The following is a 20,361-nucleotide window of genomic DNA, read 5'->3' on the forward strand; positions in this document are numbered from 1 at the left end:
GAATCCGTCACGCAACCCCCAGCTTTCGAGGATTCCATGTTCGGCATTACGCATTTCGGATTTTTCATCGTCGCCGTGTTCCTGCTGAATCTGACACCCGGCCCGGATACCGCCTACATCGTGGGTCGCAGTGTCGCGCAAGGACGTGGCGCGGGTCTGATGTCGTCGCTTGGAATTTCCGCGGGTTGCTGCGTGCATTCGCTTGCCTGCGCGTTCGGGTTGACCGCGTTGCTCGCGGCGTCGGTTACGGCGTTCACGGTGATCAAATTCGTCGGCGCGTTCTACCTGATTTACCTCGGCGTGCGTCTGATCTTCGCGAAGCCCGCCGCCGATCAGGCAACCGGCGAAGCGCGCGGTGCCGGCGCACCGAAGTCGTTGCGGCAGCTGTTCATGCAAGGTTTCTGGACCAACGTGCTGAATCCGAAAGTCGTGCTGTTCTTCGTCTCGTTCTTTCCGCAATTCGTCAGCAGCGGCAGCGATCACAAAACGCTGGCCTTCCTCGCGCTCGGCGCGGTGTTCGTCGCGATGAGCACGGTGTGGAACAGCTCTGTCGCGTGGGTCGCGGGCAGTGTCACGCAGCGTTTTTCCGGCAAGCCGGCGGTGAAAAAGTGGCTGGATCGCGGTGTAGGCAGCGCATTCGTCGGTCTTGGCGTCAAACTCGCGACCAGCACGCGATAGTTGAATTTTCTGCGGGCGCCCATATCTAACATTTCGCTTACAATCAAACGCCGTCATGGGATGGCGTGGATCTGTATCAGTTTGGGCAAGGAGCAATGAACATGTTTAACTGGGTCAAAACCGCGATGTTGATGGCCGCGATCACGGCCCTTTTCGTCGTGATCGGCGGGATGATTGGCGGGTCGAAGGGCATGATGCTCGCGCTGCTGGTCGCGCTGGGCATGAATTTCTTCTCGTACTGGTTCTCGGACAAGATGGTGCTGCGCATGTACAACGCGCAGGAAGTCGACGAAACCAGCGCACCGCAGTTTTACCGGATGGTGCGGGAACTGGCGACGCGCGCCAACCTGCCGATGCCGCGCGTCTACCTGATCAACGAAGATGCGCCGAATGCGTTTGCAACCGGCCGTAATCCGGAACACGCTGCGGTCGCGGCAACCACGGGTATTTTGCGGGCGTTGTCGGAGCGTGAAATGCGCGGGGTGATGGCGCATGAACTGGCGCACGTGAAGCATCGCGACATCCTGATCTCCACCATTTCGGCCACGATGGCCGGCGCGATTTCCGCGCTGGCGAACTTCGCGATGTTCTTCGGCGGGCGCGACGAAAACGGTCGTCCGGGCAATCCGATCGCCAGCATCGCCGTGGCGATTCTCGCGCCGGTCGCGGGCGCGCTGATCCAGATGGCAATCTCGCGCGCGCGTGAGTTCGAAGCGGACCGTGGCGGTGCGCAGATTTCCGGCGATCCGCAGGCGCTCGCATCGGCGCTCGACAAGATTCATCGCTACGCGAGCGGCATTCCGTTCCCCACGGCCGAAGCGCATCCGGCCACCGCGCAGATGATGATCATGAATCCGTTGTCGGGCGGCGCGATTGCTAACCTATTCTCGACTCACCCGGCTACGGAAGAACGCATCGCGCGTCTGATGGAAATGGCGCGCACCGGTCGCTTCGAGTAAAAGGCGCGGGCGGGCGGGCGGCGCGGCGGTCGCGCCGTTGCTGTCGTCGGGAAAAAGGGCGAGTCGCGAGACTCGCCCTTTTTTATTGGCTCCAGTGCGGCTGTCGATCTGCACTGCCGGTTCGAATCACGCCGGAATCTTCCGCGCGCAGCGACGCGGCACGCCACGGCGCCAGCCGCGAGCGCCTGCCACGCTACAATGCGTTGTTTGCGTCGCGCGTTCCGCGCGGCCTGCTTTTGCCTTTTTCATGACCCCAAAGCCTCCTTTGCGCTCTGTCTCACCTTCGTCGCGTCCGCGCGAATCCCGCCTGTCGGTGCTGCATCTCGCGCCTGAGTCGCTCGGGTTTGCGCTCGACTGCGCATCGCAAGCGGTCGGTGCCGTGCGTCTGGGCTCGGCTTTGCCGGCTGCGCTCGGCGCGGTGTTCGCGTCGACGCCCGAAGTCAGCGTAACGGCCGCGCGCGGCGCGGTGCAGGATATTGCGTATCGCACGATGCGCCGTCTCGCCACCGCCGACTATCTGGTCGCGAAGCTCGTGCGCAAGGCGCCGCCGTCGCACGTCGCGAATCTGCTGGCATGCGCGCTGGCGTTGCTGATCGATGACGAAGCGAACGCCGCCTACACGCCGTTCACGGTCGTCGATCAGGCGGTGAGCGCGATTGCCGCGCGCCGTGAGTTTGCGTTCGCGAAGGGGCTGGTCAACGCGGTGCTGCGCAACTTCCTGCGCGAGCGCGACAGCTTGCTGGCCGAGTCGCAACACGACGAAGTCGCGCGCTGGAACTATCCGTCGTGGTGGATCGACGCGGTGCGCCGCGCGTGGCCGGACGCATGGCAACGACTGCTGGCGTCGGGCAACACGCAAGGGCCGCTGACGCTGCGCGTGAACGCGCGTCATTCCACCGTCGATGCCTATCTGCAAGTCTTGCGCGATCATCAGATCGACGCATCGGCTGCCGGCGAACACGGCGTGCGCCTTGCCACGCCGATGCCGGTCGATCGCATCCCCGGCTTCAGCGAAGGTGTCGTGTCGGTGCAGGACGCAGGCGCGCAACTCGCTGCGCAGTGGCTCGGCGCGCGTGACGGCATGCGCGTTCTCGACGCATGCGCGGCGCCCGGCGGCAAGACCGGTCATCTGCTCGAACTGTCGAACCTCGACCTGGTCGCGCTCGAAAGCGATGCGTCGCGGGCACGCCGGATCGGCGAAAACCTGCAGCGGCTCAAGCTCAACGCCGAAGTGCGGATCGGCGACGCGGGCGCGCCGTCCACATGGCACGACGTCGTCGATCAACCGTTCGACCGCATTCTGGCCGACGTGCCGTGCTCGGCATCGGGCATCGTGCGTCGTCATCCTGACATCCGCTGGCTGCGTCGTCCGTCGGATATTCCTGCGCTGGTGACGGAACAACGGCGCATCCTCGCGGCATTGTGGCCGCTCGTGAAATCGGGCGGCGAGCTGTTATACGTGACGTGCTCGATCTTTCCGGAAGAGGGCGAATTGCAGGCGCAGTGGTTTGGAGAGAAATACCCGGATGCGGTACGATTGGACGCGCCGGGGCAACTGTTGCCGAACGTGAGCACCGATGCCCGCGCGCCCGCCGGAAGCCCGGCCGGTCACGCTGTCGATCAAGCTGCGGCCCAGTCCGCAGAGGCCAGCGCCGGCACGAACCTAGACCACGACGGATTTTTCTACGCGCGCTTTCAGAAACGGTGACCATCAAACGCTTCTTTCCGCTTCGGCTCGCGGCTGTACTGTGGGTCGCGCTGAGCTTGTGGCTCGCGCTTCCACCGCTCGCGCATGCTGATTCGATCGCCGTGCAGCGCGCGTCGCTGCAGTCCGACGGCAATGGCTGGATGCTCGACGCCCGCTTCGAGTTCGAGCTGAACAGCAATCTCGAAGACGCCGTCAACAAAGGCATTCCGCTTTATTTCACGACCGATTTCGAACTGAGCCGACCGCGCTGGTACTGGTTCGACGAACAACCGGTCAGCGTGTCGCAAAGCATTCGCCTGTCGTTTCAGCCGCTCACGCGCGAATACCGCGTATCGACCGGCGGTTTGCAACTCGGCTTCAGTACGCTGAAAGATGCGCTCGCAGTGATCCAGCATGTGACGTCCTGGCACGTGTTCGATCGTAATCAGGTGACGGCCGGCGAAACGTATAACGCGTCGGTGCGGATGCAACTCGATATCGCGCTGATGCCCAAGCCGTTCCAGATCGACGCGGTGAACAACCGCGACTGGAACCTCTCTTCCGACTGGAAGCGTTTTACCTTCACGGTGACCGAACGTGCTAAATAGAGTGCGCCAGGCCACCGGAGCCACAAGCGTCAGCAGCATCGTCGTGCGCGTGCTGGTGTCGACGGTCGCCGTGACGGCCGTTCTGCTGCTCGTGTTGCTGGCCGCGGCCAGCGCCAACACCGAGTTCTTCGACCGTTACTATCAATGGCTCTACGCGGCCAACGTCGCGGTTGCGCTGATCTTCCTGCTGGTGGTCGCGGCGCTCGTCGTCATCATCGTGACACGGTTGCGCAAGGGCAAGTTCGGCACGCGGCTGCTCGCCAAACTCGCGTTTTTCTTCGCGCTGGTCGGCGTGGTGCCGGGCGGCATCATCTACGTCGTGTCGTATCAGTTCGTGTCGCGCAGTATCGAATCGTGGTTCGACGTGAATGTCGAAACCGCGCTGACATCCGGGTTGAACCTTGGACGTGGGATGCTCGACGCGTCGTTGTCGGATTTGCAGACGAAAGGCCGTCTGATGTCCGAACAGCTTGCTAGCGGCGACGCCAGCGGCACGACGCTCACGCTCTTGCGTCTGCGCGACCAGTTCGGCGTGCAGGACGCGATGATCGTCGAACCGGTGCGCAGCATGTCGGGCGCGACGCCGGAAATGCACGTGGTCGCTCAGGCGTCGGGCAGTTACGCGAGCCTCGTGCCGAGCGATCTGCCCACGACGCGGATGATCGATCAGGCGCGTGGACGGGGTTTCGCCGCAATCGAAGGCGAGGTCGACGGCGATCCGCGCGAGCACGGCAACAAGGGCGCGTTGCGGCTGCGGATCGTGCAGCGCATTCCGGATTCGAACACGGCGCTGTTGCAGCCGGCCGAACGCTTCCTGCAGTTGACGCAACCGGTTTCGCCGTCGTTGGCGCGCAATGCCGACGCCGTGCAACGCGCGTATCGCGAATATCAGGAGAAGGCGCTCGGACGGACCGGCTTGCGCAAGATGTATATCGGCACGCTGACGCTCGCGCTGTTCCTCGCCACTTTTATCGCGATGATGCTCGCGCTCGCGCTCGGCAATCAGCTCGCGCGGCCGCTGTTCCTGCTCGCGCAAGGCACGAAGGAAGTGACCGAGGGCGACTACACGCCGAAGCGCGAAATCAAGTCGCGCGACGAACTCGGTTTCCTCACGCAGTCGTTCAACGCGATGACGCGGCAGTTGTCGGAGGCGCGCGCGGCGGTCGAGAACAACCGGATCGCGCTCGAACATTCGAAGAGCTATCTGGAGAGCATTCTCGCGAACCTGACCGCCGGCGTGTTCGTATTCGACCGGCAATTCCGTCTGACCACGGCCAATCGCGGCGCGGAACGGATTTTCCGTCAGCAGTTTCAGGCGGCGCTCGGTTCGGCGCTCGACCGGATCGGCGTGCTGAGCGAGTTCGGCGGCATGGTGCGCAAGGCGTTCGCCGATCGTGAGGCGGCGAGCGGCGATGGCCACGACGATCGCGGTCACTGGCAGCAGCAGTTCTCGGTGCAGGTCGCGGGCGAAACCGAGCCGCTGACGTTGCTCGTGCGTGGCGCGCGCCTCGTGTCCGCGACGGATCGCGACGCGCAGGATATGCAGACGTCCGGCTACGTCGTCGTGTTCGACGATATTTCCGACGTGATTTCCGCGCAGCGCTCGGTGGCGTGGGGTGAAGTCGCGCGGCGTCTCGCGCACGAAATCAAGAATCCGCTGACGCCGATTCAATTGTCGGCGGAACGTCTGCAAATGAAGCTCGCAGACAAGCTCGCGCCGTCGGACGCCGACGTGCTGAAGCGCGGCGCGACGACCATCGTCAATCAGGTCGCGGCGATGAAGCAGATGGTCGATAATTTCCGCGATTACGCGCGTACGCCGCCGGCGGTGCTCGCGAAATTGCAACTGAACGAGCTGGTCAGCGAAGTGCTGACGCTGTACGGCATCGAAGAAGGCAAGAGCACGATTGCGGTGGAACTCGGCGAACGCTTGCCGGTGATCCTCGGCGATGCGACGCAATTGCGTCAGGTTATCCACAATCTGCTGCAAAACGCGCAGGATGCGGTGTCCGAGGCCACACAACCCCGTGTGCTGCTGGAGACGAGAACAGTAGAATATGGCGATCCCGACGCGGAGGGCAAAGCACGCATCGCGGTGCGGCTGACCGTGTCCGATAACGGACCGGGCTTTCCCGCGCGTATCCTGACGCGTGCGTTCGAACCTTACGTGACGACCAAGGCCAAAGGGACGGGTCTCGGTCTTGCGATGGTCAAGAAGATCGTCGACGAACACGGCGCGCGGATCGACATTCGTAATCGCATGAAAGCGGGCGATGTCATCGAAGGCGCACAGATTTCGATCCTCTTTCTACAACTGGCAGACGATGCCGCGGCATCCGGTTCCGGGCCGCAGGCGGCGCACGGTAGCGCGCCGCAGGGAACGACAAAAGCAACAGTGCAGACAAGGGCAGCTTAAATGGCAACCATCCTGGTGGTAGACGACGAAATGGGTATCCGGGAATTGCTCTCGGAGATCCTCAGCGACGAGGGGCATGTCGTGGAAGCGGCGGAAAACGCGCAGGAGGCGCGCGATTTCCGGCTGCGTCAGGCGCCTGATCTGGTGCTGCTCGACATCTGGATGCCCGACACCGACGGCGTGACCCTGTTGAAAGAATGGGCCGCGCAAGGGCAACTGACGATGCCGGTGATCATGATGTCGGGTCACGCAACTATCGACACGGCAGTCGAAGCGACCAAGATCGGCGCGCTGAACTTCCTCGAAAAGCCGATCGCGCTGCAGAAACTGCTGAAGGCGGTCGAGCAAGGTCTTGCGCGCGGCAATGCGGCGCCGGCGCCTGGCGGCGCGGCGGCGGTGAAGCCGGTCGCGACGGCGAGTTCGTCGACGGTGGCATCGGCGGCGGCGTTGCCGATGCTGTCCAGCGACGGCTTGTCGAGCGGCGCGCTGGCGGCGCAAACGGCGTCGATTTCGTTCGACATCCCGCTGCGCGACGCACGCGACGCGTTCGAGCGCGCTTACTTCGAATATCACCTCGCGCGCGAAAACGGCAGCATGACGCGCGTCGCGGAGAAGACCGGACTGGAGCGCACGCACTTGTATCGCAAGCTCAAACAACTCGGCGTCGATCTCGGTAAAAACAAGAGCGAGTGAAACTCGCTCGTGCGAGCCCAATTCGAAACTGCAATATTTTTTCGAGAAGGGCTTGAACGGCAGCGTTACCTTTGCTATATTCTTCTTCTTCGTTGGCCCGGTAGCTCAGTTGGTAGAGCAGCGGATTGAAAATCCGCGTGTCGTTGGTTCGATTCCGACCCAGGCCACCAGGATTTAAGCCCTAGGAAATCGCAAGTTTCCTGGGGCTTTTCCTTTTCTGGATGCCTGGCGCATCGTCGTCGCGCGGTGGTTTTTGCCGCGCCCAGTGTCCGGCGGTGTCGCGCGGTGCATGATAAAATCGCGCCAAGTCAAATACTTAGCGTGAATCGGCGGCGCGATAGCAGCGGCTGCCAGCGGTCGGATCGATACGCGGCAATCGGGCCATGCGGCCAGGTCATCAGCCTATATCCGGCGATCGGCGGTATAAGTGCGGCGCGCCTGGCGCGTTTCAGGCGCCGCCTATACTGCCTGAGCGCCATTGGGCGCGGCGGCGAGTCCGTCATCCATCGCGTCGCCCTGTTTGCAGCGCGCCACTGGCGCCGTGCACGGCACGCTGAAGCCCTCTTCATTCACGGAGTTTCACGGTGATCCGCAAAGACGCTAAGCGTAGCGCTCTGGTGCTGTTTTCCGGCGGCCAGGATTCCGCCACGTGCCTTGCCTGGGCACTCGAACGTTACGAAACGGTCGAGACGCTCGGCTTCGATTACGGTCAGCGGCACCGTGTCGAACTCGAATGCCGCGAAGGATTTCGCAGCGCCGTCGCGCGCGACTTCCCGCAGTGGGCCGGCCGGCTCGGCGAAGACCACATGATCGACCTATCGGTGCTCGGCTCGATCAGCGATACCGCGATGACCCGCGAAATCGAAATCGTCGCCACCGCCAACGGTCTGCCGAATACCTTCGTGCCCGGCCGCAATCTGATGTTCATGACGGTCGCGGCGGCGATTGCATACCGGCGAGGCCTGCAGGTGCTGGTCGGCGGCATGTGCGAGACGGATTTCTCCGGCTATCCGGATTGCCGCGACGACACGATGAAAGCGCTGCAAGTCGCGCTGAACCTCGGCATGGACAGCCGCTTCCTGCTCGAAACGCCGCTGATGTGGCTCGACAAGGCCGACACGTGGCGCCTCGCGCATGAATTGGGCGGCGATCCGCTGGTCGAACTGGTGCGCGTCGAAACGCACACGTGTTACGTCGGCGAGCGCGCGGAGTTGCATGCATGGGGTTTCGGCTGCGGTGAATGCCCGGCGTGCCATCTGCGCAAGCGCGGCTACGAGGCGTATCTGGCGGGCGAGAAAGTCACGGAACCGGTATAACGCAGTACCTGACGCGGCATCGGATGCTGCGTCGGCGCATCGAGCTCTTACCGCATCATCCGGCGCGCGTCGCCGGTTTCACGATTCGATTCACGCCGTCGGGCCACGCGCAGTCCGGTCACAACGGCGATATTCGCAGCCGCGCAGCATCGGCTGACAGCACAGGCAGAAAGCAGCATGACTTACGCGGTCAAGGAAATCTTCTACACGTTGCAGGGCGAAGGCGCGAACGCCGGTCGTCCGGCTGTGTTCTGCCGGTTCGCCGGCTGCAATCTGTGGTCGGGCCGCGAGGAAGATCGCGCGGATGCCGTGTGCCGCTTCTGCGATACCGATTTCGTCGGCACCGACGGTGAGAACGGCGGTAAATTTCGCACCGCCGAAGAACTCGTCGCGAAGATCGCGTCGTTGTGGCCTGAAGGCGAGGGCGAACGCTTCGTCGTGTGTACCGGCGGCGAACCGATGCTGCAGATCGATCAGCCGTTCGTCGATGCGTTGCACGCGGCCGGTTTCGAAATCGCCATCGAAACCAACGGCTCGCTGCCGGTGCTGGAAACGATCGACTGGATCTGCGTGAGCCCGAAGGCCGACGCGCCGCTGGTCGTCACGAAAGGCAACGAACTGAAGGTCGTGATTCCGCAAGATAATCAGCGCCTCGCCGATTACGCGAAGCTCGACTTCGAGTATTTCCTCGTCCAGCCGATGGACGGCCCGTCGCGCGATATCAATACCCGGCTCGCGATCGACTGGTGCAAACGCCATCCGCAATGGCGCCTGTCGATGCAGACCCACAAGTACCTGAACATTCCCTGATTTGCCGTGCTGACGATTACCCGAAAACTCGAATTCGACGCGGGCCACCGCATCCCCGATCACCGCAGCCAGTGCCGTAATCTGCACGGGCATCGCTACGTCCTCGAAATCACGCTGCAAGGCGATCTCGTCGAAACCGAAGGCGCGCCCGATCGCGGCATGGTGATGGATTTCGCCGACGTGAAGTCGCTCGCCAACGAACATCTGGTCAACGTGTGGGATCACGCGTTTCTGGTCTTCGAAGGCGACACGCAGGTGCGCGCTTTCCTCGAAACCATGCCCGGCCACAAGACGGTCGTGCTCGACCGCATTCCCACCGTGGAAAACCTGGCGGCCGTCGCGTTCGACATCCTCGCCAACGTCTACGATGCGCATTACGGCGTGAATCTGCGTCTTCATCAAGTGCGGTTGTACGAGACGCCGAACTGCTGGGCCGACGTGGTTCGCGACCCGGCCTGACGCGGCCTGATCCAAACGTTATTGGCACGGTATGATCGCTTCGATACACACACGGAGCGAGACATGCCGGTTATTGCGTCGCCGCAAATCGCGCGCGCCGGGCGGCGGGTTGTTTCCGGCGCACACGATGACAACCGCGCCTGCCGCGCGGCTCGCGTCATCCACGACACGCACGCACATCTGATATCCCGCGCTCCGGCCCACGTATCTCCACGGCTGGGAGCACGGCGATGAGCACCTTCACCAATCCCCTGAAGCAACGTCTTGCGCAGACCGAACCGCTGTTCGGCCTGTGGCTTTCGCTCGGCAGCGACGCCGCCGCCGAAGCGCTCGCGCACGCCGGTTTCGACTGGCTGCTGATCGACATGGAGCACGCGCCCAACGACAGCGTCGATGTCGCGTCGCAATTGCGCGCGATCGCCGCCGCGCATCTGCCTTCGGAGCCGGTCGTGCGTCTGCCGTCGCACGATCCGTGGATCGTCAAGCGCGTGATGGATGCGGGCGCGCGCACGCTGATGTTTCCGAATGTCGAAACTGCGGAACAAACCGCACAGATTGTGTGTTCTACCCGTTATCCGGACGTCGATTCGCCGGACGGCACGCGCGGCGTCGCGGGCATGGTGCGCGCGGCCGCCTACGGCATGCGGCGCGACTACGTGCAAAGCGCCAACGCGCAGATCGCGACCATCGTGCAGATCGAATCGAAGCGTGCGGTCGATGAGATCGACGAGATCGCGGCCACGCCGGGTGTCGATTGCCTGTTCGTCGGACCGGCGGATCTTGCTGCGAGCCTCGGTCATCTGGGCGATGCAAAGCATCCGGAAGTCCAGGAAGCCATCGCGCATGTCGCGGCGGCCGGCAACAAGGCAGGAATCGCGACAGGAATTTTTACGTTGGATGCGGCCGGCGCGCGGCAGTCACGCGAAGCCGGGTTTCGTTTCATCGCGCTCGGCGCGGATGTCGTGTGGCTGCTGCGCTCGACCCGTCAGGCGTTGCAGGAGGTGAGGTCATGAAGGGTGGTAAGCAGTTCCTGATGAGCGTCGCGGCATGCGCCGCGTTCGCAGCCAGCGCCGTCGTTTCGGCGCAAACCATGATGCCGAAGGCAAGCGATCCGGAGACGCAAAACGCCGTCGCCGATTACAACGCGGGCAATCTGACGGCGGCGCTCGCCGAGTTTCGCAAGGCGGCGCAGCACGGCAGCCGGCTCGCCGAATTCAATTACGCGATGATGTTGCTGAACGGCGAAGGCACGACGCCGGATGTCGATGAAGGCAAGAAGTGGCTGCGCAAGGCCGCCGACGCGAACATGTCGCACGCGCAATATGTGTACGGCAAGATGTACGACGATGGCGAGTTCGTCGGGCGCGATCCGGCCGAGGCGCATCGGTGGTTTCTGAAGGCGGCGCAGCAAGGTCACGTGCTGGCGGAACTTGCGCTGGCTAATCAGTTTCTCGACGGACGCGGCACGGATCGCGACAACCGGCAGGCGTTCGTCTGGTACAAGAAAGCCGCCGAAGGCGGCGATATGACCGCGCAATACGTGACCGGCTCGTTCTACGAGCGCGGCGGCGACGGCGTGGACCGTAACATCAACGTGGCGCGTGCATACTACGCAGCGGCGGCCGCGCAGGGCGATCCGGCGGCGCGCCTGAAGTATCAGCAACTGACCGCGCAATTGCAGCAATCGCAGCAGCCGAAGGACGCGAAGCCGCAATGATGTTCCGACGGTCGCAGACATGAAAAAAGGGCGCTCGTTCGAGCGCCCTTTTTTTCGGCAACGCGATACGCGCCGTCAGCTCTGCATCAGCCGCTTCTGTCGCGCGACGCTCATGATCAAACCGACCGCAACGCCGAGCGTCGTCAGCGCCGTGCCGCCGTAACTCATGAACGGCAACGGCACGCCGACCACCGGCAGAATGCCGCTGACCATCCCGATGTTGACGAACGCGTAGGTGAAGAACGCCATGGTCAGGGAGCCGGCCAGTAATCGCGCGAACAGCGTTGCCCCGTTCGCCGCGATATACAAGCCACGCACGATCAGCAACATGTAGAGCGTCAACAGCACGAGACCGCCCGCCAGCCCGAACTCCTCGGAGAACACCGCGAAGATGAAGTCGGTGTGCTTTTCAGGGATGAATTCCAGGTGAGCCTGCGTGCCCTTCAGCCAGCCCTTGCCGAAGGTGCCGCCCGAGCCGATCGCGATGACCGCCTGGATGGTGTGGAAACCCTTGCCGAGCGGGTCGGACGTCGGGTCGAGCAGCGTGCAGATGCGGTGCTTCTGATAGTCGTGCATCAACGGCCATTGCACCTCGGGCTGACAGATCTTGTCCTGAAATGCCGCAATCGATCCCACCGCGATCACGCCTGCGATCAGCACCGGCACGATCAGCTTGAAGCTCAAGCCCGCGAAATAGATGACGAACAAACCCGCCGCGAACACCAGCACCGCCGTGCCGAGGTCGGGCTGTTTCGCGATCAGTCCGACCGGCACCATCAGGATGATCAGCCCAACCAGATAGTCGTACCAGCGCATCACGCCTTCGCGCCGCTGGTAGTACCACGCGAGCATCAGCGGCGTGGCGATCTTCAGGATTTCGGACGGCTGGATCACCACGCCGACGTTGATCCAGCGCTTGGCGCCTTTGCGCGTCAGCCCGAACATCGCCACCGCGACCAGTAACGCGACGCCGAAGGTGTACAGCGGCACCGCGAAACGCATCAGCGTAGTGGGCGGCACGTTCGCGAGGCCCCACATCAGCACGAAGGTCAGCAAGATGTTGCGCAGCTGGTCTTCGACGCGGCCAGGCATATCGAGCGTCGCGCTATACAGCGTGACGATGCCGACGCACAGCAGCAGAAAAACGATCAGTGCGAGCGGGCGGTCGAAGCCCACGAACATGCTCTTGATGCGATCGAGCCAGGCGCGCTTGTCGAATTGCATGCCTTTCTCCTTATTCGTCGATGCCGCCGGTGGCCGGGCGCGGCGGCGCGGGTTGCGCGCCGTTATCGCGCGACGGGGCCGCCGCGGTGGGCGTCGGCTCGCTGGCCGGACGTGGTTTATGAGGCGCTTTACGCGTTTTGGCTTTGGCTGCGGAGGCCGCCGCTGCCGCCGAGGCTTCCGATGCGGCTTCCGCCGCCGACGCCGCTTCGGCCGCCGATGCCGCAGCCGCCGCCGACGCCGCGCCCGGTTTGGGCGCGACCACCGGAATGGGCAGCGCGGTGAAACCGGCTGCGACGCTGGTGGGACGAGCCGTTTCGGATGCGGCGGCCGAATCGCCGATCACCGGCGCCGACGCGTCTTGCGTCGCCGACGCCGCATCGGCGACAGCGGCCGCTTCGGCACCCGGCTTCATCCGGTCGACGAGGTAATAGTCGAGCACGCGACGCGCGATCGGACCGGCCGCCTGCGCGCCCCAACCGCCGTTCTCGACGATCAGCGCGACCGCGATTTTCGGATGATCGGCCGGCGCGAACGCGATAAACAGCGCGTGGTCGCGCAGATGCTCGGCCAGCGCGTGACCGTGATACTTCGCGCCTTGCAGCGAGAAAACCTGCGCCGTACCGGTTTTGCCCGCAGCCAGATACGGCGCATTGCGGAACACCTGATACGCGGTGCCCGACGGATTCGACGTGACGTTTTCCATGCCGCGTTTGATCACGTCGATGTCGGATTGCGCGACGTTGATGCGTCCATCGTCCTTTGCAACCGTCAGACGCGTGTCGTGCGAGATCGGATTTTCGACCTCTTTCACGAGGTGAGGCTTCATCAGCACGCCGTTGTTCGCGAGCGTGGCCGTGGCGTGCGCGAGTTGCAGGATCGTGTACGAGTTATAGCCCTGGCCGATCCCGAGACTGATGGTTTCGCCTTCGTACCAGCGCTGCTGTTCGGGCTTGTGATACGCCTTGCGCTTCCATTCGGTGGACGGCAGGATGCCGCGCGCCTCGCCGGAAATATCGATGCCGGTGATCTGGCCGAAGCCCCACGGCTTCATGAAATTGGCGATCGCGTTGACGCCGAGATCGTGCGCGAGCATGTAGAAATACGTGTCGTTCGACACCATGATCGCGCGGTTCATATCGATCCAGCCCTGACCTTGCGGCACGTCGTTACGGAACGTGTGGCCACCGAACGTGTACGAGCCCGGATCCTGGAAACCCCAGCCCGGCGTGCGCTTATGCAGCGTCAATGCGGCGAGCGCCATGAACGGCTTGTACGTGGAGCCGGGCGGATACGTGCCGTGCAGCGGACGATTCAGCAGCGGGTGATCGGGCGAGTTGTTCAGGTCGTCCCAGGTTTGCTGATCGATGCCATCGACGAACGAATTCGGATCGAAGCTCGGCGCGGACACGAACGCGAGCACGTCGCCGGTGGCGGGCTCGATTGCGACCAGCGCGCCGCGTCGTCCGGCGAACGCCTGCTCCGCGACCTGCTGCAAACCGATGTCCAGCGACAGCACGAGGTTGTTGCCCGGCGTGGCCTGCGTGCGCGATAGCGTGCGCACCGGACGTCCGCCTGCCGTGACTTCGACTTCCTCGAAGCCGGTCAGCCCGTGCAGTTCGGTTTCATAGCTCTGCTCGACGCCGATCTTGCCGATGTAGTCGGTGCCTTTGTAGTTGTTCGCGTCGAGGCGGGCATCGTAATGCTCGGGATCGCTGTCGTTCTGGTCGCTGGCGTCGTCGATACGGTCCTGGTCGCGCTGCGAAATACGCCCGATATAACCGATCACGTGCGCAGCCGTCGGGCCGAGCGGATATTGGCGGAACAGACGCGCGCGCACTTCGACGCCCGGAAAACGGAAGCGTTGCGCGGTAAAGCGCGCCACTTCGTCGTCGCTGAGGCGGGTGCGGATCGGCAGGCTTTCGAAGTTCTTCGAGTCTTCCTGGAGCTTCTTGAAACGGCGGCGGTCGCGCGCGTCGATGGTAATGACGGTGGCGAGATTGTCGATCACGTTGTCGAGCGAATCGTTCAGCTTCGACGGCGTGATTTCGAGCGTGTAGGCCGAGTAGTTTTTGGCCAGCACGACGCCGTTGCGGTCGGTGATGATGCCGCGATTCGGCACGATCGGCGCGACGGAAATGCGGTTTTCGTCCGCTTGCAGCGAGTATTTGCTGTAGTGCCAGACTTGCAGGAACAGGAAGCGGAACGCGATCAGCCCGAAGCAGACGAACACGAACAGACCCGCCGCTGTGACGCGCAGGCGGAACTTCGAAAGCTGCTGCTGGGTGTCCTTGAATTCGGTCATGCGTCTGGTTCACGCGGCCGCGAGGCGGCCTTCAATGGATTGCGGGTTTGCTGCACGCCGGTCGCGCCGTGTGCGGTGCGGTTGCCGGCGGCGCGGAGCGGGACGGACGCGGTTGCGCGTTCATGGCCGGTCCCGATGCGCGCGCCGCGCTTAAATGGGGCGGGTGTCGTCGGGGTCGGCCGGACGGCGTTGCGGCATCAACAGCAAAATGCTCGTGATAGGCCACAATACCGCTTCGACGAAGCCGTCGATCAGATAACCCCACCCTGGAAATGCGGCGCCCGTCAGCAGACGGATCACGAACGGCACGAGTTGCGCGACCACCAGCAACGGCATCACGGCGAACATCTGCACGCCGATCGACATCCACAGCACGCGGCGGTGAATCGTGATTGCACCGTACGACAGCAGCGTGTACGCGAGCGCATGTTCGCCGAGCAGACTGGCGTTGTGCACGTCCATCAGCAAACCGAGAAAGAACGCGATGCCCATGCCGACTTTGCGCGGCTGGTGCACGTTCCAGAACAGCAGCACGAGCGCGACAAAATCGGGCACGCCGAGTAGACGTCCCCACGGCATCAGGTTCAACAGGAACGCGGCGGCGAGACTGAACGCGATGAAGTACGGGTTGACCGGTTGCAGGATGTATTGCGGGCGGTTCATGGCTTCGCCCCCTGCGCGGCCTTCGCGGTGTTCTTTTCAGCGTTTTTTTCAGCAGCGGCGGATTTGCCGGCCGGCTTTTTCTCCGGCGCGGCCGGTTTGGCGGCGGGTTTTGCCGCCGTCGCCGTCGCGGCCGTAGCCGCGGAAGCCGCAGCAGGCGCTGCGCCCGACGTGGGCTGCGCGGCGCCTGCTTTGGCGTTCTTGTCCGCGCCTTTGGCTGCCGCCTTCTTCGACTTCGCCACGGTGGCGGCGTCGGGTTCGTCGGCGGGGCGCGGCGGTACGTCGTTCTGGAAGTGCAGCACCAGCAACTGACGCGCGCCACGCACAGCGGCAACCGGCAGACAGATCACGCGTGCAAACGCGGTATCGGCCTGTTTGTCCACGCGCACGACTTTCGCAACCGGCAAACCGGGCGGATACACGCCGTCGAGTCCGCTCGTCACGAGTTCGTCACCCGCGACGACGTCGGCGCTGATCGGCACGAAACGCAGATCGAGGGTGTCGCCCTTCGGCGTACCGTAGATCACGCTGCGCAAGCCAGTGCGTACGATCTGCACGGGCACGGCCTGATCCTTGTCGGTCAGCAGCGTGACTTCGGCTTGCATCGGAAACACGCGGGTGATTTGACCGATCACGCCGTCTTCGTTGACGACCGGTGAACCGTTGCTGATGCCTTGTTGCCCGCCACGTCCGATCACGACTTTCTGCGTGAACGGGTCGCGCGTGTCGTACTGGATTTCGGCCGGAATGGTTTGCGTGGCGATGCGTTGCGACAACTGCAACAACGCGCGCAGATGTGCGTTTTCAGCGGAGACTTCGGCAGCGGTATTGGCCTGCACGGACAGTTGCAGATCTTTGGCGCGCAGCTTGTCGTTTTCGCCACGCAGGGTGGCGCTGGTCACGGCGAGATCGGCCGCGCCCATGAAGATGTCGCGCGGCACGAGCGCCGCGCGTTGCAGCGGATAAAGGCCCGCGCCAAGCACGCCGCGCACGATTTCGAGCGTACGGAAGCGGGCATCGGAGATCAGCAGGACGAGCGCAACCAGCACGAGAACGATAAGCCGTGCGAGCGCGGAGGGGCCTTGCTTGAACAGGGGCGGCGGACTGTATTCCATGGTCGGCGCCGGGGGCGTGAGCGGTTGGGTGAGACAGCGGCGCGGCGGGGCGCGCTCAGTGCGCGGCGGCTGGTCCGGCCAGCCAGACGGAAACAGACCCGCGAAGGGTCTGCGTGACTGACGCCGGTCCTGAAGCCAGTCCGGCGGCCATCTGGATTGCCGACCCGCAAGGGGTCCGCCCAGAAGCGGCCTGCCGTCCGATCCGCGCTACTGACATGAAGACGGCTCGCTTACTCGTACGAGAAGATGCTGCCGAGCTTGTCCATGCGTTCGAGCGCCATGCCCGAGCCGCGGACGACGCACGTCAGCGGGTCTTCGGCGACGAGCACCGGCAGACCGGTTTCTTCTGCGAGCAGACGGTCGAGGTCGCGCAGCAATGCGCCGCCGCCCGTCAGCATCATGCCGCGTTCGGCGATGTCGGCGCCGAGTTCCGGCGGAGTCTGTTCGAGCGCGATCTTCACCGACGACACGATCTGGTTCAGCGGATCGGTCAGCGCTTCGAGGATTTCGTTGCTGGAAATCGTGAAGCTGCGCGGGATGCCTTCCGACAGGTTGCGGCCCTTCACTTCCATTTCCTTGACTTCGGAGCCGGGGAAAGCCGAACCGATTTCCTTCTTGATTGCTTCAGCGGTTTGTTCGCCGATCAGCATGCCGTAGTTGCGGCGGATGTAGTTGACGATAGCCTCGTCGAACTTGTCGCCGCCCACGCGCACCGAACCTTTGTACACGATGCCGCCGAGCGAGATCACGCCGACTTCCGTCGTGCCGCCGCCGATATCGACGACCATCGAGCCGGTTGCTTCCGACACCGGCAAGCCCGCGCCGATCGCAGCGGCCATCGGCTCTTCGATCAGGTAGACCTGCGATGCGCCCGCACCGTGAGCCGCTTCCTTGATGGCGCGACGCTCGACCTGCGTGGAACCGCACGGCACGCAAATGATGATGCGCGGCGACGGCGAGAACATGCGCGATTCGTGAGCGGTCTTGATGAACTGCTTGATCATCTGCTCGGTGACCGTGAAGTCGGCGATCACGCCGTCTTTCATGGGGCGAATCGCCTCGATGTTGCCCGGCACCTTGCCAAGCATCTGCTTGGCTTCTTTACCTACGGCCTGAATGGTCTTCTTGCCATTCGGACCACCTTCCTGACGGATGGAAACGACCGACGGTTCGTCGAGGACGATACCTTTGCCGCGCATGTAGATAAGCGTGTTGGCGGTGCCGAGGTCAATCGCCAGGTCGTTGGAGAAGTAGCTGCGCAAAAAACCGAACATTCAAAATCCTGTCTCGCTTGGGGCCGGGGCCGCGCTAGTTTGCGCGGGGCGGCAGCGGAAAAAAATAACAGCTTCAGCCGGGATCCAACCGCGAGAATGCGGTGCCACAGCGGCTTGAAACTGCGAGGGAATTCACCGGAGGCCGTGCAAGGCCGGATGTCTCATCTGAACGACCGGTGCGAAATGTTCAGAAAGGCCTTGGTAAGTCGGTCCGGGTTTGGGTCGAACGCGTAATGATACCTTATAATTTTGGATGATTTGAAGGAAACGGGTGGCAGTTTTTGCCACCGCTGGCCCCTTTTTCGAGGGCTCGCTTCCCCGTCGTAACTCGCTGTCGCAGCATTGTTTTTTTCCCGTTGCGGCAGTCCACCACTCTTTCCGGTGACTGCATGGCTCTGACCTTGACCGATGTGAAGCGCATCGCCCACCTCGCGCGGCTCGAACTGGCCGACGCCGACGCCGAACACACGCTTGTCCAGCTCAACGATTTCTTTGGGCTGGTCGAGCAGATGCAAGCAGTCGATACCACCGGCATCGCGCCGCTTGCCCATCCGATCGAACAGATCGAAGACGTCGCGCTGCGTCTGCGTGACGACGCCGTGACCGAAGCGGTAGAACGTGAAGCTTTCCAGCGCCCGGCACCCGCCGTGCAGGAAGGTTTGTATCTGGTGCCCAAGGTCATCGAATAGTCTTCGGTTCATGAATGATCGGCCTGTCGTTCAGCATGATTCACGATGGATGGGCAACGGCCCGAATAGCTGACCTCGGCGCGCGACAAACGTTCGCGCTGAATCGGTAACAAATTCGTCTCCGCGCCTTACCGGGCTGCCGACAGGCCCGCTTACGACGCATCCACGCCGCCGGGCACGGCTTGCCGGCGGGCAGTCCGGATGCCTCCACGACAGCGTCCTCGCACGCTGTCGCGCTCTTCAGGAAGAACGCAATGCATGAAAAAAGCTTGACCGAACTGCGTGCCGCGCTCGACGCGAAGCAATGCTCCGCAGTCGAACTGGCGCAGTCGTATCTGACGCGGATCGAAGCCGCGAAAACGCTGAACGCGTTCATTCACGTCGATCCCGAACTGACGCTCGCGCAGGCCAAAGCCGCCGACGCGTTGCTGCACAGCGGCCACGCCGGCCCGCTCGCCGGCCTGCCGGTCGCGCACAAGGACGTGTTCGTGACGAAGGGCTGGCGCGCGACCGCCGGCTCGAAAATGCTCGAAAACTACACCAGCCCGTTCGACGCAACGGTGGTCGAGCGCTTGCAGCGCGCGGGCATGGTCTGCGTCGGCAAGACCAATATGGACGAGTTCGCGATGGGCTCGTCGAATGAGAATTCGTACTTTGGTCCGGTGCAGAATCCGTGGGACGTGAAGGCCGTGCCTGGCGGTTCGTCGGGCGGTTCGGCGGCGGCCGTGGCCGCGCGCCTCGCGCCCGCCGCAACCGGCACCGATACCGGTGGCTCGATCCGTCAACCGGCGTCGTTTGCCGGCATCACGGGCATCAAGCCCACCTACGGCCGCGTGTCGCGCTACGGCATGATCGCGTTCGCATCGTCGCTGGATCAGGGCGGCCCGATGGCGCAGACCGCCGCGGATTGCGCCACGCTGCTCAACGCGATGGCCGGTTTCGACCGGCACGATTCGACCAGCCTCACGCGCGATGACGAAGACTTCACGCGCCACCTCGGCCAGCGCTGGAACGGCGACACCGGCGCGGCGACGGCGGGCAAGCCGCTCGCCGGTCTGCGTATCGGCTTGCCGAAGGAATACTTCGGCGACGGCCTCGCGGACGACGTTCGCGCGGCCATCCAGGCGGCGCTGAAGCAATACGAAGCGCTCGGCGCGACGCTGGTCGACGTGACGCTGCCCAAAACCGAACTGTCGATTCCCGTCTATTACGTGATCGCGCCGGCGGAAGCCTCGTCGAACCTGTCACGCTTCGACGGCGTGCGCTACGGCCATCGCGCTGCGGAATATCGCGATCTGCTCGACATGTACAAGAAGTCGCGCGCCGAAGGCTTTGGCCCGGAAGTGAAGCGACGCATTCTGGTCGGCACCTACGTGCTGTCGCACGGCTATTACGACGCGTACTACCTGCAAGCGCAAAAAATCCGACGCATCATCGCGCAGGATTTCCAGCAGGCGTTCGAGCAATGCGACGTGATCATGGGACCGGTCGCGCCGTCGGTGGCGTGGGATCTGGGCGCCAAGGGCGACGATCCAATGCAGATGTACCTCGCGGACATCTACACGCTGTCGGTGAGCCTCGCCGGTTTGCCGGGCATGAGCGTGCCGTGCGGCTTCGGCGCAGGCGCGAATGCACAGCGTCCGGTCGGTCTGCAGATCATCGGCAACTATTTCAATGAAGCCCGGATGCTGCAAGTCGCGGACGCGTTCCAGCGCGCGACCGACTGGCATCGCAAGGCACCGGCAGGAGTGTGA

The 20,361-nt window shown here is 63.5% G+C and carries 18 protein-coding genes and 1 tRNA gene; 14 read left to right on the top strand and 5 right to left on the bottom strand.

The genetic code is table 11. The features are described from left to right. Positions 1–36 precede the first annotated feature (36 nt). The 12 genes from PW947_RS13145 (at position 37) to PW947_RS13200 (ending at position 11,343) form a co-directional block, all read left to right on the top strand. Complete coding sequence (locus tag PW947_RS13145; protein ID WP_299632565.1) at positions 37–678, top strand: LysE family translocator; 642 nt, start codon at positions 37–39, stop codon at positions 676–678. 101 nt (positions 679–779) lie between these two features. After that, positions 780–1,637 carry a zinc metalloprotease HtpX gene (gene htpX, locus PW947_RS13150; RefSeq protein ID WP_299632566.1) on the top strand — a complete coding sequence of 286 codons (858 nt, stop codon included), beginning with the start codon at positions 780–782 and terminating at the stop codon, positions 1,635–1,637. Between the two features lie 247 nt (positions 1,638–1,884). Next, the gene (gene rsmB / locus PW947_RS13155) at positions 1,885–3,345 is read left to right on the top strand and encodes a 16S rRNA (cytosine(967)-C(5))-methyltransferase RsmB (RefSeq protein WP_299632568.1); all 1,461 of its coding nucleotides are present in this window, start codon (positions 1,885–1,887) and stop codon (positions 3,343–3,345) included. Next, positions 3,342–3,932, top strand: a complete 591-nt coding sequence (locus PW947_RS13160) for a DUF4390 domain-containing protein (RefSeq protein ID WP_299632569.1) — start codon at positions 3,342–3,344, stop codon at positions 3,930–3,932. The genes rsmB and PW947_RS13160 overlap by 4 nt, the downstream gene beginning before the upstream one ends. Beyond that, complete coding sequence (locus PW947_RS13165; protein ID WP_299632570.1) at positions 3,922–6,348, top strand: PAS domain-containing sensor histidine kinase; 2,427 nt, start codon at positions 3,922–3,924, stop codon at positions 6,346–6,348. The genes PW947_RS13160 and PW947_RS13165 overlap by 11 nt, the downstream gene beginning before the upstream one ends. Beyond that, positions 6,349–7,041, top strand: coding sequence for a response regulator transcription factor EsaR (gene esaR, locus PW947_RS13170; RefSeq protein ID WP_299632571.1), 693 nt, complete (start codon positions 6,349–6,351; stop codon positions 7,039–7,041). Positions 7,042–7,135: 94 nt separating this feature from the next. Further along, a tRNA-Phe gene (locus tag PW947_RS13175) sits at positions 7,136–7,211 on the top strand. 414 nt (positions 7,212–7,625) lie between these two features. After that, positions 7,626–8,357, top strand: a complete 732-nt coding sequence (gene queC / locus PW947_RS13180; RefSeq protein WP_299632573.1) for a 7-cyano-7-deazaguanine synthase QueC — start codon at positions 7,626–7,628, stop codon at positions 8,355–8,357. A 177-nt stretch (positions 8,358–8,534) separates the two neighbouring features. Next, on the top strand, positions 8,535–9,167 hold the full coding sequence (gene queE / locus PW947_RS13185) for a 7-carboxy-7-deazaguanine synthase (RefSeq protein WP_299632574.1): 633 nt from the start codon (positions 8,535–8,537) through the stop codon (positions 9,165–9,167). A 9-nt stretch (positions 9,168–9,176) separates the two neighbouring features. Then, positions 9,177–9,626 (top strand): 6-carboxytetrahydropterin synthase QueD, encoded by a 450-nt coding sequence (queD, locus tag PW947_RS13190; protein ID WP_299632941.1) that lies wholly within the window; start codon positions 9,177–9,179, stop codon positions 9,624–9,626. A gap of 230 nt (positions 9,627–9,856) precedes the next feature. Further along, positions 9,857–10,639 (top strand): HpcH/HpaI aldolase/citrate lyase family protein, encoded by a 783-nt coding sequence (locus tag PW947_RS13195; RefSeq protein WP_299632575.1) that lies wholly within the window; start codon positions 9,857–9,859, stop codon positions 10,637–10,639. Further along, entirely contained in the window at positions 10,636–11,343 is a 708-nt protein-coding gene (locus PW947_RS13200) for a tetratricopeptide repeat protein (protein ID WP_299632577.1), read from the top strand. The genes PW947_RS13195 and PW947_RS13200 overlap by 4 nt, the downstream gene beginning before the upstream one ends. Positions 11,344–11,418: 75 nt before the next feature. On the opposite strand, the gene rodA is transcribed toward PW947_RS13200, so the two are convergent. The 5 genes from rodA to PW947_RS13225 form a co-directional block, all read right to left on the bottom strand. Continuing rightward, on the bottom strand, positions 11,419–12,567 hold the full coding sequence (gene rodA, locus PW947_RS13205) for a rod shape-determining protein RodA (RefSeq protein WP_299632578.1): 1,149 nt from the start codon (positions 12,565–12,567) through the stop codon (positions 11,419–11,421). A 10-nt stretch (positions 12,568–12,577) separates the two neighbouring features. Beyond that, positions 12,578–14,869: a penicillin-binding protein 2 gene (gene mrdA, locus PW947_RS13210; RefSeq protein ID WP_299632579.1), complete on the bottom strand. Its 2,292-nt coding sequence runs from the start codon at positions 14,867–14,869 to the stop codon at positions 12,578–12,580. A gap of 150 nt (positions 14,870–15,019) precedes the next feature. Continuing rightward, positions 15,020–15,532, bottom strand: coding sequence for a rod shape-determining protein MreD (gene mreD, locus PW947_RS13215; RefSeq protein ID WP_299632580.1), 513 nt, complete (start codon positions 15,530–15,532; stop codon positions 15,020–15,022). After that, on the bottom strand, positions 15,529–16,644 hold the full coding sequence (mreC, locus tag PW947_RS13220) for a rod shape-determining protein MreC (protein WP_299632581.1): 1,116 nt from the start codon (positions 16,642–16,644) through the stop codon (positions 15,529–15,531). Before mreC ends, mreD begins: the two co-directional genes overlap by 4 nt. A 230-nt stretch (positions 16,645–16,874) precedes the next feature. After that, positions 16,875–17,918, bottom strand: coding sequence for a rod shape-determining protein (locus PW947_RS13225; protein WP_004189550.1), 1,044 nt, complete (start codon positions 17,916–17,918; stop codon positions 16,875–16,877). Between the two features lie 389 nt (positions 17,919–18,307). Between PW947_RS13225 and gatC the strand changes: the two genes are divergently transcribed. Both gatC and gatA read left to right on the top strand, forming a co-directional pair. Further along, positions 18,308–18,607 (top strand): Asp-tRNA(Asn)/Glu-tRNA(Gln) amidotransferase subunit GatC, encoded by a 300-nt coding sequence (gatC, locus tag PW947_RS13230; RefSeq protein ID WP_299632778.1) that lies wholly within the window; start codon positions 18,308–18,310, stop codon positions 18,605–18,607. A gap of 254 nt (positions 18,608–18,861) precedes the next feature. Next, a complete protein-coding gene (gene gatA / locus PW947_RS13235) occupies positions 18,862–20,361 on the top strand; it encodes an Asp-tRNA(Asn)/Glu-tRNA(Gln) amidotransferase subunit GatA (RefSeq protein ID WP_299632779.1) in 1,500 nt (499 codons plus the stop codon).

It is taken from the genome of Paraburkholderia sp. (genome assembly GCF_028283785.1).
Classification (GTDB): domain Bacteria; phylum Pseudomonadota; class Gammaproteobacteria; order Burkholderiales; family Burkholderiaceae; genus Paraburkholderia.